The 13,264-nt window shown below is 65.7% G+C and carries 16 protein-coding genes; 14 read left to right on the top strand and 2 right to left on the bottom strand.

All coding sequences use genetic code 11. The features are described 5' to 3' along the window. The first annotated feature begins 27 nt into the window (after positions 1-27). The 10 genes from VSR34_RS22655 to VSR34_RS22610 are packed head-to-tail and all read left to right on the top strand — an operon-like array spanning position 28 to position 8,374. Positions 28-1,161, top strand: a complete 1,134-nt coding sequence (locus tag VSR34_RS22655; RefSeq protein ID WP_342963610.1) for an acyl-CoA dehydrogenase family protein — start codon at positions 28-30, stop codon at positions 1,159-1,161. Beyond that, the gene (locus VSR34_RS22650) at positions 1,158-2,321 is read left to right on the top strand and encodes a thiolase domain-containing protein (RefSeq protein WP_342963609.1); all 1,164 of its coding nucleotides are present in this window, start codon (positions 1,158-1,160) and stop codon (positions 2,319-2,321) included. The genes VSR34_RS22655 and VSR34_RS22650 overlap by 4 nt, the downstream gene beginning before the upstream one ends. Before the next feature lie 2 nt (positions 2,322-2,323). Next, positions 2,324-2,770: a Zn-ribbon domain-containing OB-fold protein gene (locus VSR34_RS22645; protein WP_342963608.1), complete on the top strand. Its 447-nt coding sequence runs from the start codon at positions 2,324-2,326 to the stop codon at positions 2,768-2,770. A gap of 12 nt (positions 2,771-2,782) precedes the next feature. Beyond that, a complete protein-coding gene (locus VSR34_RS22640; protein ID WP_028212443.1) occupies positions 2,783-4,024 on the top strand; it encodes a CoA transferase in 1,242 nt (413 codons plus the stop codon). A gap of 43 nt (positions 4,025-4,067) precedes the next feature. Further along, positions 4,068-5,066: a protocatechuate 3,4-dioxygenase gene (locus tag VSR34_RS22635; RefSeq protein ID WP_342963607.1), complete on the top strand. Its 999-nt coding sequence runs from the start codon at positions 4,068-4,070 to the stop codon at positions 5,064-5,066. Between the two features lie 33 nt (positions 5,067-5,099). After that, positions 5,100-5,753: a dimethylmenaquinone methyltransferase gene (locus tag VSR34_RS22630; protein ID WP_028212445.1), complete on the top strand. Its 654-nt coding sequence runs from the start codon at positions 5,100-5,102 to the stop codon at positions 5,751-5,753. A gap of 41 nt (positions 5,754-5,794) precedes the next feature. Then, complete coding sequence (locus VSR34_RS22625; protein ID WP_028230935.1) at positions 5,795-6,475, top strand: RraA family protein; 681 nt, start codon at positions 5,795-5,797, stop codon at positions 6,473-6,475. Positions 6,476-6,477: 2 nt separating this feature from the next. Next, positions 6,478-7,140 carry a 4-carboxy-4-hydroxy-2-oxoadipate aldolase/oxaloacetate decarboxylase gene (locus tag VSR34_RS22620; protein ID WP_028230934.1) on the top strand — a complete coding sequence of 221 codons (663 nt, stop codon included), beginning with the start codon at positions 6,478-6,480 and terminating at the stop codon, positions 7,138-7,140. An 8-nt stretch (positions 7,141-7,148) separates the two neighbouring features. Then, positions 7,149-7,925 carry an enoyl-CoA hydratase/isomerase family protein gene (locus VSR34_RS22615; RefSeq protein WP_342963606.1) on the top strand — a complete coding sequence of 259 codons (777 nt, stop codon included), beginning with the start codon at positions 7,149-7,151 and terminating at the stop codon, positions 7,923-7,925. 29 nt (positions 7,926-7,954) lie between these two features. Next, positions 7,955-8,374 (top strand): PaaI family thioesterase, encoded by a 420-nt coding sequence (locus tag VSR34_RS22610; RefSeq protein WP_342963605.1) that lies wholly within the window; start codon positions 7,955-7,957, stop codon positions 8,372-8,374. Between the two features lie 37 nt (positions 8,375-8,411). On the opposite strand, the gene VSR34_RS22605 is transcribed toward VSR34_RS22610, so the two are convergent. Further along, positions 8,412-8,798 carry an MAPEG family protein gene (locus tag VSR34_RS22605; protein WP_028230931.1) on the bottom strand — a complete coding sequence of 129 codons (387 nt, stop codon included), beginning with the start codon at positions 8,796-8,798 and terminating at the stop codon, positions 8,412-8,414. Between the two features lie 364 nt (positions 8,799-9,162). On the opposite strand from VSR34_RS22605, the gene VSR34_RS22600 reads away from it, so the two are divergent. From VSR34_RS22600 to VSR34_RS22585, 4 genes are all read left to right on the top strand, one after another. Beyond that, positions 9,163-9,555, top strand: a complete 393-nt coding sequence (locus tag VSR34_RS22600) for a hypothetical protein (RefSeq protein WP_154671239.1) — start codon at positions 9,163-9,165, stop codon at positions 9,553-9,555. A 157-nt stretch (positions 9,556-9,712) separates the two neighbouring features. Then, positions 9,713-10,147, top strand: a complete 435-nt coding sequence (locus VSR34_RS22595) for a phosphate-starvation-inducible PsiE family protein (protein WP_036019277.1) — start codon at positions 9,713-9,715, stop codon at positions 10,145-10,147. A 196-nt stretch (positions 10,148-10,343) separates the two neighbouring features. After that, entirely contained in the window at positions 10,344-10,808 is a 465-nt protein-coding gene (locus VSR34_RS22590; protein WP_342963642.1) for a DUF305 domain-containing protein, read from the top strand. After that, positions 10,808-12,286: a YncE family protein gene (locus VSR34_RS22585; protein ID WP_028212454.1), complete on the top strand. Its 1,479-nt coding sequence runs from the start codon at positions 10,808-10,810 to the stop codon at positions 12,284-12,286. Before VSR34_RS22590 ends, VSR34_RS22585 begins: the two co-directional genes overlap by 1 nt. A gap of 27 nt (positions 12,287-12,313) precedes the next feature. On the opposite strand, the gene VSR34_RS22580 is transcribed toward VSR34_RS22585, so the two are convergent. Continuing rightward, positions 12,314-13,228, bottom strand: a complete 915-nt coding sequence (locus VSR34_RS22580) for an AraC family transcriptional regulator (RefSeq protein ID WP_028212455.1) — start codon at positions 13,226-13,228, stop codon at positions 12,314-12,316. Positions 13,229-13,264: the final 36 nt, after the last annotated feature.

Genomic DNA, 13,264 nt, shown 5'->3' with positions numbered 1-13,264 from the left:
GGGACACGATAAAACATGGACTTTTCCTTGACTGAAGATCACGTCGCACTGCAAGACGCGGTACGCCGCTTCTGCGACGGCGAATATCCCGCGCATCAGCGCGGCAATGCCGAAGATGCGGCGCTCGCGGCGCGCCGCCGCGCCGGTCTCGCGGAACTCGGCATCACCGGCCTCATCATCGACCCCGAGCAGGGCGGCAGCGGCTATGGCGCGGTGGAGACAATGCTGGTCGCGCAACAGCTGGGCCGTGCGCTGGGCGGCGCGGGCTGGCTTTCGAGCGGCATGCCGGCCGCTGCGCTGATTGGCGCGGCGGGCAGCGCGCAGCAGCGTTCGCAATGGCTCGAAGCGGCCGCATGCGGCGAAAAGGTGCTCGCGCTCGCCGTGGGCGAAGCCGATGCGCGCTACGACCTCGCACGCATCGCGGTGCGCGCGACGGAGACCGGCGACGGCTGGCGCATCGAGGGCACCAAGACGCTGGTGTTCGACGGCCCGACTGCCGACGCCTTCGTGGTGGCCGTGCGGACCTCGGGCGAGCGAGGGGACGCGCAGGGCTTGTCGCTCTTCCTCGTCGATGCGAAAGCGCAAGGCGTCTCGCTGCGCCGCTTCGAAACGATCGACGCGCGCGAGGCAGCGCATGTGAGCTTCGCCAATGTGGCGGTGAGCAAGGCCGATGCGATCGGCGAGGTGGGCGAGGCCTACCCGCTCATCGAGGCGGCGCTCGACCGCGCCAATGCCGCGCTGTGCGCGGAATCGGTCGGCGCGCTCGAAGCGCTGCTCGAACTGACCGCCGAGCACCTGAAGACGCGCACGCAGTTCGGCGCGCCGCTCGCGAAGTTCCAGGCGCTGCAACACCGCGTCGCCGACATGCTCATCGCATTGGAGCAGGGCAAATCGATGGCGTGCGCCGCGGCCATGGCTGTGGACGAGAACGACCCCGCGCGCCGCAGCCGCTTCGTTTCGGCGGTGAAGGCATTCATCGGCGACGCTTGCAAGAACGCCGGCGAATGGGCGATCCAGCTGCACGGCGCGATGGGCATGACCGAAGAGTGCCGCGCGGGCCACTACGCGAAGCGCATGTTCGCGATCAACCTGACCTACGGCGACGCGACATGGCATCTCAACCGATTCACGGCGCAGCGTCTTGCGCAGGAGGCCGCATGAGCCTGAACGGACAAGCGTATATCGTCGGCGCCTACGAGCATCCCACGCGCAAGGCCGACGACCTCTCCGTCGCGCGCCTGCACGCCGATGTCGCGAAGGGCGCGCTGGAAGACGCGGGCCTCACGAAGGCCGATATCGACGGCTACTTCTGCGCGGGCGACGCGCCGGGCCTCGGCACGACCACGATTGCGGAGTACCTTGGCCTGAAGCTGCGCCACGTCGATTCGACCGAATGCGGCGGGTCCGCGCCGATCCTCCACGTCGCGCATGCGGCGGAAGCGATCGCGGCAGGGCGCTGCAACGTGGCGCTGATTACGCTGGCAGGCCGCCCGCGTGCGGCAGGCGCGGCGCTCGCGCTCAAGTCGCCGGACCCCGATGCACCGGACGTGCAGTTCGAGCTGCCGTTCGGCCCGGCCACGCAAAACCTGTACGGCATGGTCGCGAAACGCCACATGTACGAGTTCGGCACGACGAGCGAGCAGCTCGCCTGGATCAAGGTCGCGGCCTCGCACCATGCGCAGCACAACCCGCAGGCCATGCTGCGCAATGTGGTGACCGTCGAAGACGTCGTGAATTCGCCGATGGTGTCCGACCCGCTGCATCGTCTGGACTGCTGCGTAATGAGCGATGGCGGCGGCGCGCTCATCGTGGCGCGGCCCGAGATCGCGAAGCAGCTCAAGCGACCGCTCGTGAAGGTGCGCGGCACGGGCGAAGCGCCGAAACATGCGGCAGGCGGCAAGATCGATCTCACTTGGTCGGCGGCGAAGTGGTCGGGCGCGGCGGCTTTCGCGGAAGCCGGCCTGACTCCCGCCGATATCAAATACGCGTCGCTCTACGACAGTTTCACGATCACGGTGCTCATGCAGCTCGAAGACCTCGGCTTCTGCAAGAAGGGCGAAGGCGGCCGATTCGTGCAGGACGGCGGCCTGATTTCGGGCGTGGGCAAGCTTCCCTTCAATACCGATGGCGGCGGCCTGTGCAACAACCATCCCGCGAACCGCGGCGGCGTGACGAAGGTGATCGAGGCCGTGCGCCAGCTGCGCGGCGAAGCCCACCCCGCCGTGCAGGTGCCGAACTGCGACATCGCGCTCGCCAACGGCATTGGCGGCGCGCTGGCGTCACGTCATACGGCCGCAACGCTCATTTTGGAACGGGTTTAACGATGAGTACGACTAATCAGAATCCCGCAGTGGAGAAAGTCGCGGAGAAGGGCGCAAAACCAGCTGCCCCGCGCCGTATTGCGCCGCCGCGTGTGTTGCCCGAGGCGCTGCCGTTCTGGGAGGCGGCGAAGGAAGGACGCCTGCTCCTGAAGCGCTGTGCCGCGTGCGGCGAGACGCACTACTACCCGCGCGATATCTGCCCGCACTGCCTGAGCGCCGAAACCGAGTGGGTCGAGTCCGCCGGGCAGGGCACGATTTACTCGTACACCACGATGGGCAAGGAGGACGCGCGCTACACGCTCGCCTACGTGACGCTCGACGAAGGCGTGACGATGCTTACCAATCTCGTGGACTGCGACCCGGCCGCGCTCGCCATCGGACAACGCGTGCGGGTGACGTTCAAGCCGAGCGACGGCGGCTACCCCGTTGCGATGTTCACGCCGGCCTGAGGGAGAACGTCCATGACCGAAGCATTCAACGATTACGAGGCAAGCGGCCAGGCAAGCGCGGCTGCCCGCAAAGGCGCGCTCTCGCGCTTCACGATCATCGACGCCTCGCGCGTGCGCGCAGGCCCGACGGCCATGCGCCTCTTCGCCGACATGGGCGCGCGCGTGATCAAGCTCGAAATCCCGCCCGGCGCGCCCGGCGGCGACGACATGATCGGCGGACGCGACCACAACCGCGCCGACTATGAGAACCTGCACCGCAACAAGGAAAGCCTCACGCTGAACATGAAGGACCCCGCCGGCCGCGAGATCCTTCACGAACTCGTCAAGCGCGCGGACGTGTTCATCGAGAACTTCCGGCCCGATGTGAAAGACCGCCTCGGCATTGGCCCGGACGCGCTGCGCGCGATCAATCCGCGCCTCGTCTACGCGAGCATCTCGGGCTTCGGCCAGGACGGCCCGTATGCGAACTGGCCGGGCTTCGATTCGATCGCGCAGGGCATGGGCGGCCTCATGAGCGTGACCGGCAAGCCCGGCGAAGGCCCGATGCGCGTGGGCATTCCCATCGCCGATCTTTGCGCGGGCCACTTCTGCGCGATGGCGATTCTCACGGCGCTGCTCGAACGCGAAGCGTCGGGCGAGGGCCAGTGGGTGCAGACCTCGCTGCTCGAGGCGCAACTGGCGATGCTCGACTTCCAGGCGGCGCAATGGCTCGTGGACAAGAAGGTGCCGCAGCAGGTGGGCAACGAGCACCCGCTGACCGTGCCGACCGGCGTGTTCCAGACGAAGGACGGCTACCTGAACCTTGCGGCCATCGGGCAGACGATGTGGACGCGCCTGTGCGAGGCGCTCGGCCTCGAGCATCTCGCGCGCGCTCCGGGCTACGACTCGGACCCGGCACGCGTGGCGAACCGCGACGCCGTGAACCGGGCCGTGGGCGAAGTGTTCAAGACCCGCACCACGAAGGAATGGACCGCAGTCCTGATCAAGGCGGGCGTGCCGTGCGGGCCGATTCACCGCATCGACGAAGTGTTCGAGGACCCTCAGGTCAAGCATCTCGGCATGGCGTGGCCGGTGGAGCTGCCCGGCAAGGGCGCGGTGGCCTTCGTGGGCCAGCCGTTCCGCCTCTCGCGTTATCCGCGTGAAGCGTCGCCCAGGCTCGCGCCCGAGCAGGGCGAGCATACGCAGGCCATCCTGCGCGAACTCGGCTACGCGGACGAGCAGATCGAACAATGGCGCGCGGCGTTCGTGGTTTGAACACGTTTGCGCAGGGCAACAACATTCAGGAGAAGGAGACGAAATGGCACGCCTCGTAGCCGCATTCGGCTCGTCGCACAGCATCATGCTCGTGTCGCAGCGCGAAGACTGGCAACACGGTTTTCGCGCGGTGGACCCGAAGAACCCGCATTACTTCGACAGGGCGGGCAACCACGTCAGCTACGGCGATCTGCTGGAGCGCGCGCCCCGGGAAGCCGAAGCGATGGTCACGCCGGAAAAGATGGGCGAACGCTACGACCAGGCCGAAGCGGCAATGGACGAGCTGCGCGATCGCATTCGCGCCGCGAAGCTCGACGTATTGTTCGTGGTGGGCGACGACCAGACCGAGTTGTTTCGCACCACGAACAACCCGGCGTTCGCGATCTATTACGGCGAGACGATCCGCAACGCGAAGCGCGAGACGAGCCCCAACGACAGCTGGTACGCCCGCGCCCGCACCATGCGCCAGGAACCCGACGCCGACGTGCACTACCCCGTCAAGGCGGAGATGGCCCGCTGGATGATCCGCGAGCTTTGCGAGCGCGACTTCGACATCGCGGCAATGGACGGCCTCGAGCGCGGCCAGTACGAGGGCCACGCGTTCTCGTTCATTCACCGCCGCTATCTGCAGGGCACGGATTTGCCCGTGATTCCGGTGATCGTCAACACATTCGATCCGCCCAACCAGCCCACGCCGCGCCGCTGCATCCAGCTTGGCGCCGCGCTGCGCGAACTGATCGAGGCCTATCCCGAAGACCTGCGCGTGGGCGTGCTCGCCTCGGGCGGCCTCTCGCACTTCGTGGTGGACGAAGAACTCGACAACGGCATTATCGAAGCGATTCGCCGCAAGGACAGCGCGTGGCTCGCCGCCCTCGACCCGAAGCAACTGCAGGCGGGCAGTTCGGAAATCCGCAACTGGATCATCGCGGTCGAGGCGGTGAAGTCGCTCGACCTCGACTGGGTCTCGTACATACCGGGCTACCGCAGTCCCGCGCTGACCGGCACGGGCTTGTGTTTCGCGGCGTGGCGCACGCTCGATTGACCAATATGCATTCAATCAGGACCTTACAACGACATGGCTGACCAAAACGTACAGCGCCTGCGGCGGCTCGACTGCTGCGCCGTCTCCGACGCGCTCGACAAACTCAAACTCCCCGGCGTGGTGAGCGGGCTGCCGCAGCGCTCGGGCCAGGGCCGCATTGCGGGCCGCGCGATCACCGTCAAGCTCGGCACGGGCGAAGCGCCGCCGGGACCGCCCGTGCATCTGGGCTGCGCCGCCGTCGAGCAGGCCGGGTCCGACAACGTGATCGTGGTCGAGCAACGCAGTGGCGTGGAAGCCGGTTGCTGGGGCGGCCTGCTGTCGCTCGCAGCCAAGGTGCGCCAGGTGGCGGGCGTGGTGGCGGACGGCCACGTGCGCGATATCGACGAAGCCATCGGCTATGAGCTGCCCGTGTTCAGCCGCTCGACCACGGCGCGCACGGCGCGTGGCCGCGTGGTGGAGAAGGGCACCAACGTGCCGGTGCAGATCGGGGAGGTGCAGGTGGAGGCCGGCGACTATGTCGTGGCCGACAACAGCGCCGTGATCTTCATCCGCGCGGCCGACATCGATTCTGTGCTGGAGACCGCCGAGACGATCGTCGCGAAGGAAGCTGCGATGGCGAAGGCGATTCTCGCGGGCGCGCCGGTCGGCAAGGTGATGGGCGGCAACTACGAACACATGCTCGCCTGAGCGCATCCCCATTTCCAGTTCACTGCAAAGATTCCGCAACCATGACGACGAACGACAATCCCGCCGCGCGCAGCGACCGCAACGTGGAACGCGCAGGCAAGCTCGACACGGCCACGCTTTCCGACGCGCTCGACAAACTCGGCATCAACGGCCAGTGCTACAAGGTCAAGGCGCGCAGCACCGACTTCCGCCTCGCGGGGCGCGCATGGACCCTCAAGTACGGTCCTGCGGCCAATCCGCCCGGCACGGTGGGCGACTATATCGACGACGTGCCCGAAGGCGCGGTCATCGTCCTCGATAACGGCGGCCGCGAAGACGCGACCGTGTGGGGCGACATTCTCACCGAGATCGCGCACCGCCGCGGCATTGCCGGCACGGTCATCAACGGCATCTGCCGCGACGTCGCGCTGTGCCTGAAGCTCGGCTATCCGATCTTCAGCCGCGATCACTGGATGCGCACGGGCAAAGACCGCGTGCAGGTGGAAGCGACCAATATTCCTGTGAACATCGGCGAGGCGCGCGTGCAGCCCGGCGACATTCTGCGCGGCGACGCCGATGGCGTGATCGTGATTCCGCACGAACACGAAGACACCGTGCTCGAAGCAGCAGAAATGATCCATCACGCGGAAGAAGCGATTCGCGAGGCGTGCCGTGGCGGCATGCGTCTTGACGAAGCGCGCAAGCAGTTCAAGTATCACCAGTTGCAGACGCGGGGGAAATGAACATGAACGAGCACGATTCGAGCACGACGATTCGCACTGCGATAGAACGCGTCGACAAGAGCGTGGTGGAGGACGCGCGCCGCGTGCCCGCGGCCACGCTGCATGAAGCCGGCGGCAAGATCGGCGCATTGCCGGCCGCCATCAAGCCGGTGGCGCCGGGTTTCCGGATTTGCGGCACGGCCGTCACCGTGCACTCGCCCGGCGGCGACAACCTCTGGCTGCACCGCGCGATTCTGCTCGCGCAGCCGGGCGACGTGCTGGTGGTCTACACGAACGGCGTGTACGAGCACGGTTACTGGGGCGAGGTGATGACGACGGCCGCGAAAGTGCGCGGGCTCGCGGGTCTCGTGATCGACGGCGCGGTGCGCGACGCCGACCTGCTGGAGTCGATCGGGTTTCCGGTCTTTTCGCGCGGGCTTGCCATTCGCGGCACCGGCAAGGACTATGGCGCGATCGGCTGGATCAACGAGCCGGTGATGATCGGCAACGTGACGGTGAGCGCGGGCGATCTGATCGTCGGCGATCGCGATGGCGTGGTGGTGATTCCGCGCGCGCGCGCGGCCGAGGTCGTGGCGAAGGGTGCGCAACGCGAGGCCGACGAAGCGGCGATCTGCAAGCGCATCGAGGCCGGGGAGACGACAATGCAGATCTACAACTTCCATTGAGCCCGGACATGACCTCGAAACCCGCCCACTCGCCGGGCCTTGCGCCCGAACTCACCATCGCGGGCGCGATTGCGACGATTACGCTGCGCCGCCCGGCCAGGGCGAACCGTCTCGAACCGGAGGACCTCGCCACGCTGCGCGGTTTCATCCGCGACGTGAACGCGAAGCGCGACGTGCTGGTGCTGCGCCTGTGCGCCGAGGGCCGCCACTTTTGCGCGGGCTTCAATATCGGCAGCCTCGCGGACGACAATGCGGCGGCGAGTTTCGAGGCGCTTGCCGATGAGCTCGAGCAGGCGCGCCCCGTGACGATCGCCGCGATCAACGGCGGTGTTTATGGTGGTGCGACCGATCTCGCGCTTGCGTGCGATTTTCGCATCGGCGTGGAGGGCAGCGAGATGTTCGTGCCGGCAGCGCGGCTCGGGCTGCTGTTCTACCGCGGCGGTTTGCAGCGTTACGTCTCGCGCCTTGGCTTGAACGTGGCGAAGCAGCTGCTGCTGTGCGCGGCCACGCTCGACGCCGCGCAAATGCTGGCCTGCGGCTTTCTCGACAGGGTCGTTGCGCACGCAACGTTATCCGATGAAGTCGAGCGTCTGAGCGGAGAACTCGCTGGCATGGCGCCGCTTGCCCTGCTCGGCATGAAGAAGTATCTGAACCGCATTGCGAACGGCACGCTCGACGCGGCTGAATTCCAGCGCGACGTAGCGCGGGCCGATGCTTCCCACGACCTTCGCGAAGGATCCCTCGCGTGGAAGGAAAAGCGCAGGCCGGTCTTTCGTGGCGAATGATCCATGAAGCGCCAATAAGGAAACCATCCATGGAAATCGACGAAAAGCCCGTGGTTGCCCGTGTCTACGGCGAGCATGGCTCGCTGCCGCCCATTACCACGACGCTGGGCGGCACCTTTGTTTCGTTGACCGACGATGCGCTCGAAGCGGAGTACATCGGCGCGCCCGCCTTCCTGAACCCGGCGGGACAGGTACAAGGCGGCATGCTGTGCGCCATGCTCGACGACGTAACGGCGACGCTCGTCGTCTCCACGCTGGCCGAAGGCGAGCACTGCGCGACGCTGAACCTGAACACCTCATTTCTGCGGCCCGCGAAGCCAGGCAAGCTGATCGGCCGCGCGACGCTCGTGCGCAGGGGGCGCGGCGTGTGCAACGTGAACGGAGAACTCTGGCAGGACGATAAGCTCGTTGCCACGGCGACAGCGGTGTGCATGGTCGTCGCGCGCTGAGGCCCGGCCGGGCAACAGTCCGGCGCGGCGCCATGACTCAATGCAGCAACGCGAGACTCAGGGCGATCCCGGCCGCATACGTGCCGAGCGCACCGAGAAATCTCGCGGGATTGGGCTTCGCCATCGTACGAAAGGCGAGCAGTCCGATCACCTCGAGGCAGCGGCACACGGTTGCGGCGACCATCAGCGCGAGCGTGGCAGGCGAAGGCGAGCGCGCGCCCAGGTAGAGAAAAAGCACCGCAAGGAAGGGGACATACTCGGCGGTGTTCGCATGCGCGCGCACGAACTTGTACAAGAGACTCGACGGGTCGGGCTCGCAGCCCGAGAGCGTGCCTTGGCGAAAGCGCAGTATGGAGATCGACACGCCGAGACCAAACAGCAAGAGACCGAGGACGGCCACACAGGCCAGCGCGATTCTGTCCATTTGACGCTCCCTGGCGGCCGATGGCGTGCCAGAGCTTCTGGCGGAATCCGGTGCGTTCGCAAGTGCAGAAGAGGCAGGTCGGCCATCGAGCCCCTCGACCAGATTGCTCAATCCACTGACGATATGCTAGTCCTCATTGCGCCGGCGTGGCGCGCAAGCGCTGATGTCACGTACGCAGGCGGTCGCCCGCGTATCGGTACGTTTTCGAACATGTCGAATTCCGCACGCTCTGTGCGGTACATCACCCATGCTGCCAACACGCGGTACGAATCTTCTTGATCGGTTGCGGGCGGCTTTCTACATTGAATTCACGCGCTGGCGGCATATAGAGGAGCGCGAATAACCGGAAAGTACGAGGAATGGCATGCGGCGAAAATCTTCATGGCTCGGATTGACCCTGTGCCTTGTCGTCATGCACGCGTTCGGGCAGACGCAATCCCGCTTCGGTTCCCCTTGTGCCACCCCGCGGCAGCACGCTGCGACTGAGGCGCGCGTTGCCGCGATCACTCAGGGATTCGACGCTTATCGCATCGGCAACGATTACGCCTCGGCCGATAACCAGCGGCTGCAGGCGCTGGTCACCGTGCGCCGATGCCAGAACCACAGTTCTTCCGGCGATCGATGCAGCCGGGAACTCCAGCAATTTACCGTTGCAGATCAGCAGTACAAGTATGCGTCGCAGAACAGGGACGCATACAACGCGGCGGCGGCGCAGCAAGCCAGAGCCCGCGCTGCGGAACTGCCAGTTTGCCGGTGACACAGCGTTGATGTGCGACGGCGCTAGCGCGCCGCCGCGATCCTCTCCACTTCGGCCTCACGCCGGCTCCCAACGCCGCAGCGTATTTCTTTCCGCATTTCGAACTTTCATCTTGCCGCGCTACTATCGCCGTTCCGTATCTATGGGAATCGCGAAGATGAAGTACGAGAACGCTCTGCAACGAGCGATCAAGGAGCGCCTCGAGCGCGCCATGGAACTGGCCGAACTCTTCGGCCTGTTCATCATCGGAATCGGCACAGTGGCGGCCGTGGCCGCGCTGATCTGGCACATGGTGCATTCGGACGGCGTGACCCTGACCGATCTGCTGCTGATGTTCCTCTATCTCGAGATATTCGCGATGGTCGGGCAGTACCTCAAGGCCGGGCAGTTGCCCGTGCGCTTCCCGCTCTACATTGCGATGGTCTCGATTGCACGAGACCTCATCCTGCGCGCGGGCGCGAACACCGAACTGCATTTGCTGGCTTCCGCGGTGGCAATCGTGCTGATTGCGCTGGGCGTGCTGATCATCCGTTATGGGCAGACCCGATTTCCCAGCTCGACCGACGAGCGGCGCGTGGAAGAGGCGAAATAGGCAAGCCGTGGCGGGGCAGCAGCGGTTGGCGCGCGAGTGATAGCGGCAGGCGGTGCTTCGGCTTCTAACCTCCACTTTTGCGAAAACTGCGCGAGGGGCGGAATAACGCCGCCTCTGACGGGTTCACTGTCATGAGACACCGGTTTGCCACAACGGGAGAACCATCGTGCATACCTCAAGTCCTCATGCCGGGCGGATGTTCCTGAGTGCCGTCGTCGTGCTGACGATCCTGTCGTTTTGCGGTTCTGCCGCGTCCGCTTCACGTTCCCAACCGGCGGCCCCCGACGAAGCGCCCTTCCTGGCCGAGAACGATACCGCCATGGCGAGGATGATGGACGACATGACCGTGACGCCGACAGGCGACGTCGATCGTGATTTCGTCGCAATGATGGTGCCTCACCATCAAGGCGCCATCGACATGGCACAGGCCGAACTGCGCTATGGGCACAACGAACAGTTGCGCCGCATCGCGCAGGAGATCGTCGTCGAGCAACAACAGGAAATCGTTGCCATGCGCGTGGCGCTCGGTCAGCCATTGCCTCCGCAGGTTGCCGCACCGGATCAGCAAAGGCCGGCTTCCATCCCTGCTGTGCCTTTCCACCCCACATCCCGCCAAGGCATTCAAATGAACCTGCCCAACCCCAAGCGCGAGGACCAGTGATGAAACGCCAATCGTCTTTCGCCATCGCATTGTCGGCGGCCGCGCTGGCCGCAATGCAGTTCGCCTGGGGCGGACAGGCTCCGGGATCGCTGTCCGATCCTGACGTTCCGGTGAGCCACCACGATCGCGTTTACGCGGCCGAGCAGTTTTCGAACACGGTGTCGGTGGTCGACCCCGCGGACAACAGGCTGGTCGGCCTGATCCGTCTCGGCGATCCCTCGCCGGGCAATTTCAGCCCCTTGTACAAGGGGCAACTGCTCGTGCACGGCATGGGCTACTCGCCGGACCATCATACGATCGCGGTCGTCTCGATCGGATCCAATTCGGTGTCGTTCATCGACACGCAGACCAACGCCGTCAAGCACGTCACTTACGTCGGACGCTCGCCTCATGAGGCGTTTTTCACTCCCGATGGCAAGGAAGTCTGGGTTACCGTGCGCGGCGAAAACTACGTCGCGGTGCTCGACGGCAAGACGTACGAGGAAAAAGCCCGCATTACCGTTCCGGCCGGCCCCGGCATGCAGATCTTCTCGCCGGACGGGAAGTATGGTTACGTTTGTTCGTCCTTCAACCCGGAGACCGAAGTGGTCTCCGTGGCCGACCACAAGATCGTCGGCACGGTCAGGCAGGCCAGTCCCTTCTGTCCCGATCTCGCGGCGACGCCCGACGGCAAGCAGGTCTGGTTCACGCTCAAGGACACCGGCAAGGTCCAGGTGTTCGATGCACAGCCGCCATTCGCGCTCATCAGGACGCTCGACACGGGGCCGATCACGAATCACGTGAACATCGTCCATAACGTGAAGGGCACGTTCGCGTACGTCACTGTTGGCGGCCTGAACGTGATCAAGGTGTTTCGAACCGACGACTTTTCGCAGGTCGCGACGATCCCTGTCGGCAACTTGCCGCATGGACTTTGGCCGTCGGGGGACGGCAGCCGCATCTATGTCGGTCTCGAGAACGCCGATGCGATGGCGGCGATCGACACACGCACCAACACGGTCGTCGCGACTGTGCCCATTGGCCAGGCGCCGCAGGCTGTCACCTATGTGCCGAATGCGGTGCCGGAGGGTGATGGGGCACAGAATCTCCAGCCACTCGGCCTGGCCGGTCAGAGCGTGCATATCTCGCTGATGCCGGTGGGGGCGGGCAAGGCGGCGGATACCGCCAATCCACCGACCACGGTTGCGCTGTTCGACCAGGGGCTCGTGCAGGTTCTACAGGCTGCTGTCACCGGGCTGCAACCTAAGCAGCCCTATGTGCTCGGCCTCGCCGATAACCCGGATGGCACGGGTGACATTCAGGTGCTGGCGAATTTCGTGTCCAATCCGGCCGGCTCGGCGATCGTCAATGCGCTCGGCCAGATTCGCGAGCTGGTCACGCCGGGAATGGGCGATGCCGGTGACAAGCGCCGCTACCTCGTGGTCGCCCCCAAAATCTCGGGCAAGCCCGGGGCGCCTGTGCAGGTGCAGACGCTGTAATTGCATCGGGGCAGCGGCACCGCGGTCCTAGCGACCCGCGGCCAACTGTGCCTCCCGCGCGTACTGCGTGGGCGGCCGGCCGACGTGCCGCGTGAAGGCGACGCTGAAGGTGCTGGCGGAGCTGTAGCCGACGCGCTGCGCAATCTCGCCGACTCCGCCTGCGTTGCGTCGCAGGAGATCCTTCGCGAGCGCCATGCGCCAGGTGAGCAGATATTCCATCGGCGCGACGCCGACCGCGCGGCTGAAGCGCTCGAAAAAGGTCGAGCGCGAGAGCGCGGCTTCCTTCGCGAGATCGGCGACCGTCCATGCGCGCGTCGGGTGTTCGTGCATCCTGCGGATCGCAGCCGCCAGGCGGGAGTCGGAGAGCCCGCGCACGAGGCCCGGCGACGCGTTCATTTCCGCCATGGACCGCAGCGCCTCGATGAGCAGCACTTCGAGCAGGCGTGAGAGCACCACCTCGCGCGCGGGCCGCTGCTCGCGCGATTCCTCGCGCACCAGTTCCACGAGCGTGGCCAGCCGCCGCTCGCCGCGGACGTGCACGATCTGCGGCAACAACGAGACCAGCAGCGACGCATCCGGCGAACCGAAGCTGCAGTGGCCGATCATCATGCGCGAGTCGATCGGGCGATCCGGCGCACCGATTCTGAATTCACCGTTGCCGAGCGCGACGGGCGCCAGCATGTCGACGCCCGGCGGTGGCGGCATGAGGCTCGAATTGGCGACGCCGTAGGCCGCCGGAACCAGAAGGAAGTCACCCGAGAGCAGTTCGACGGGTTCGTGATCGTCGATGGCGATGCGGCATCCGCCTTCCAGGACCACGCAATAGAACGGCTGGCCAGTATCCGCGCGGCTGATGCGCCAAGGGCTGGCCCCATGGACGAGCTTGGAGTACCGGGCGCCCGGCTGCAGCAGCGTCACGACTTCGGCCAACGGGTCGGTCATTTCCGGACTCTCGCGAATGAAATTCGGATGTTTGAT

Origin of the sequence: Paraburkholderia sp. JHI2823 (assembly GCF_038900695.1) — a bacterium.
Lineage (GTDB): Bacteria > Pseudomonadota > Gammaproteobacteria > Burkholderiales > Burkholderiaceae > Paraburkholderia > Paraburkholderia mimosarum.
This window is presented reverse-complemented; position numbering and strand designations above follow the sequence as displayed.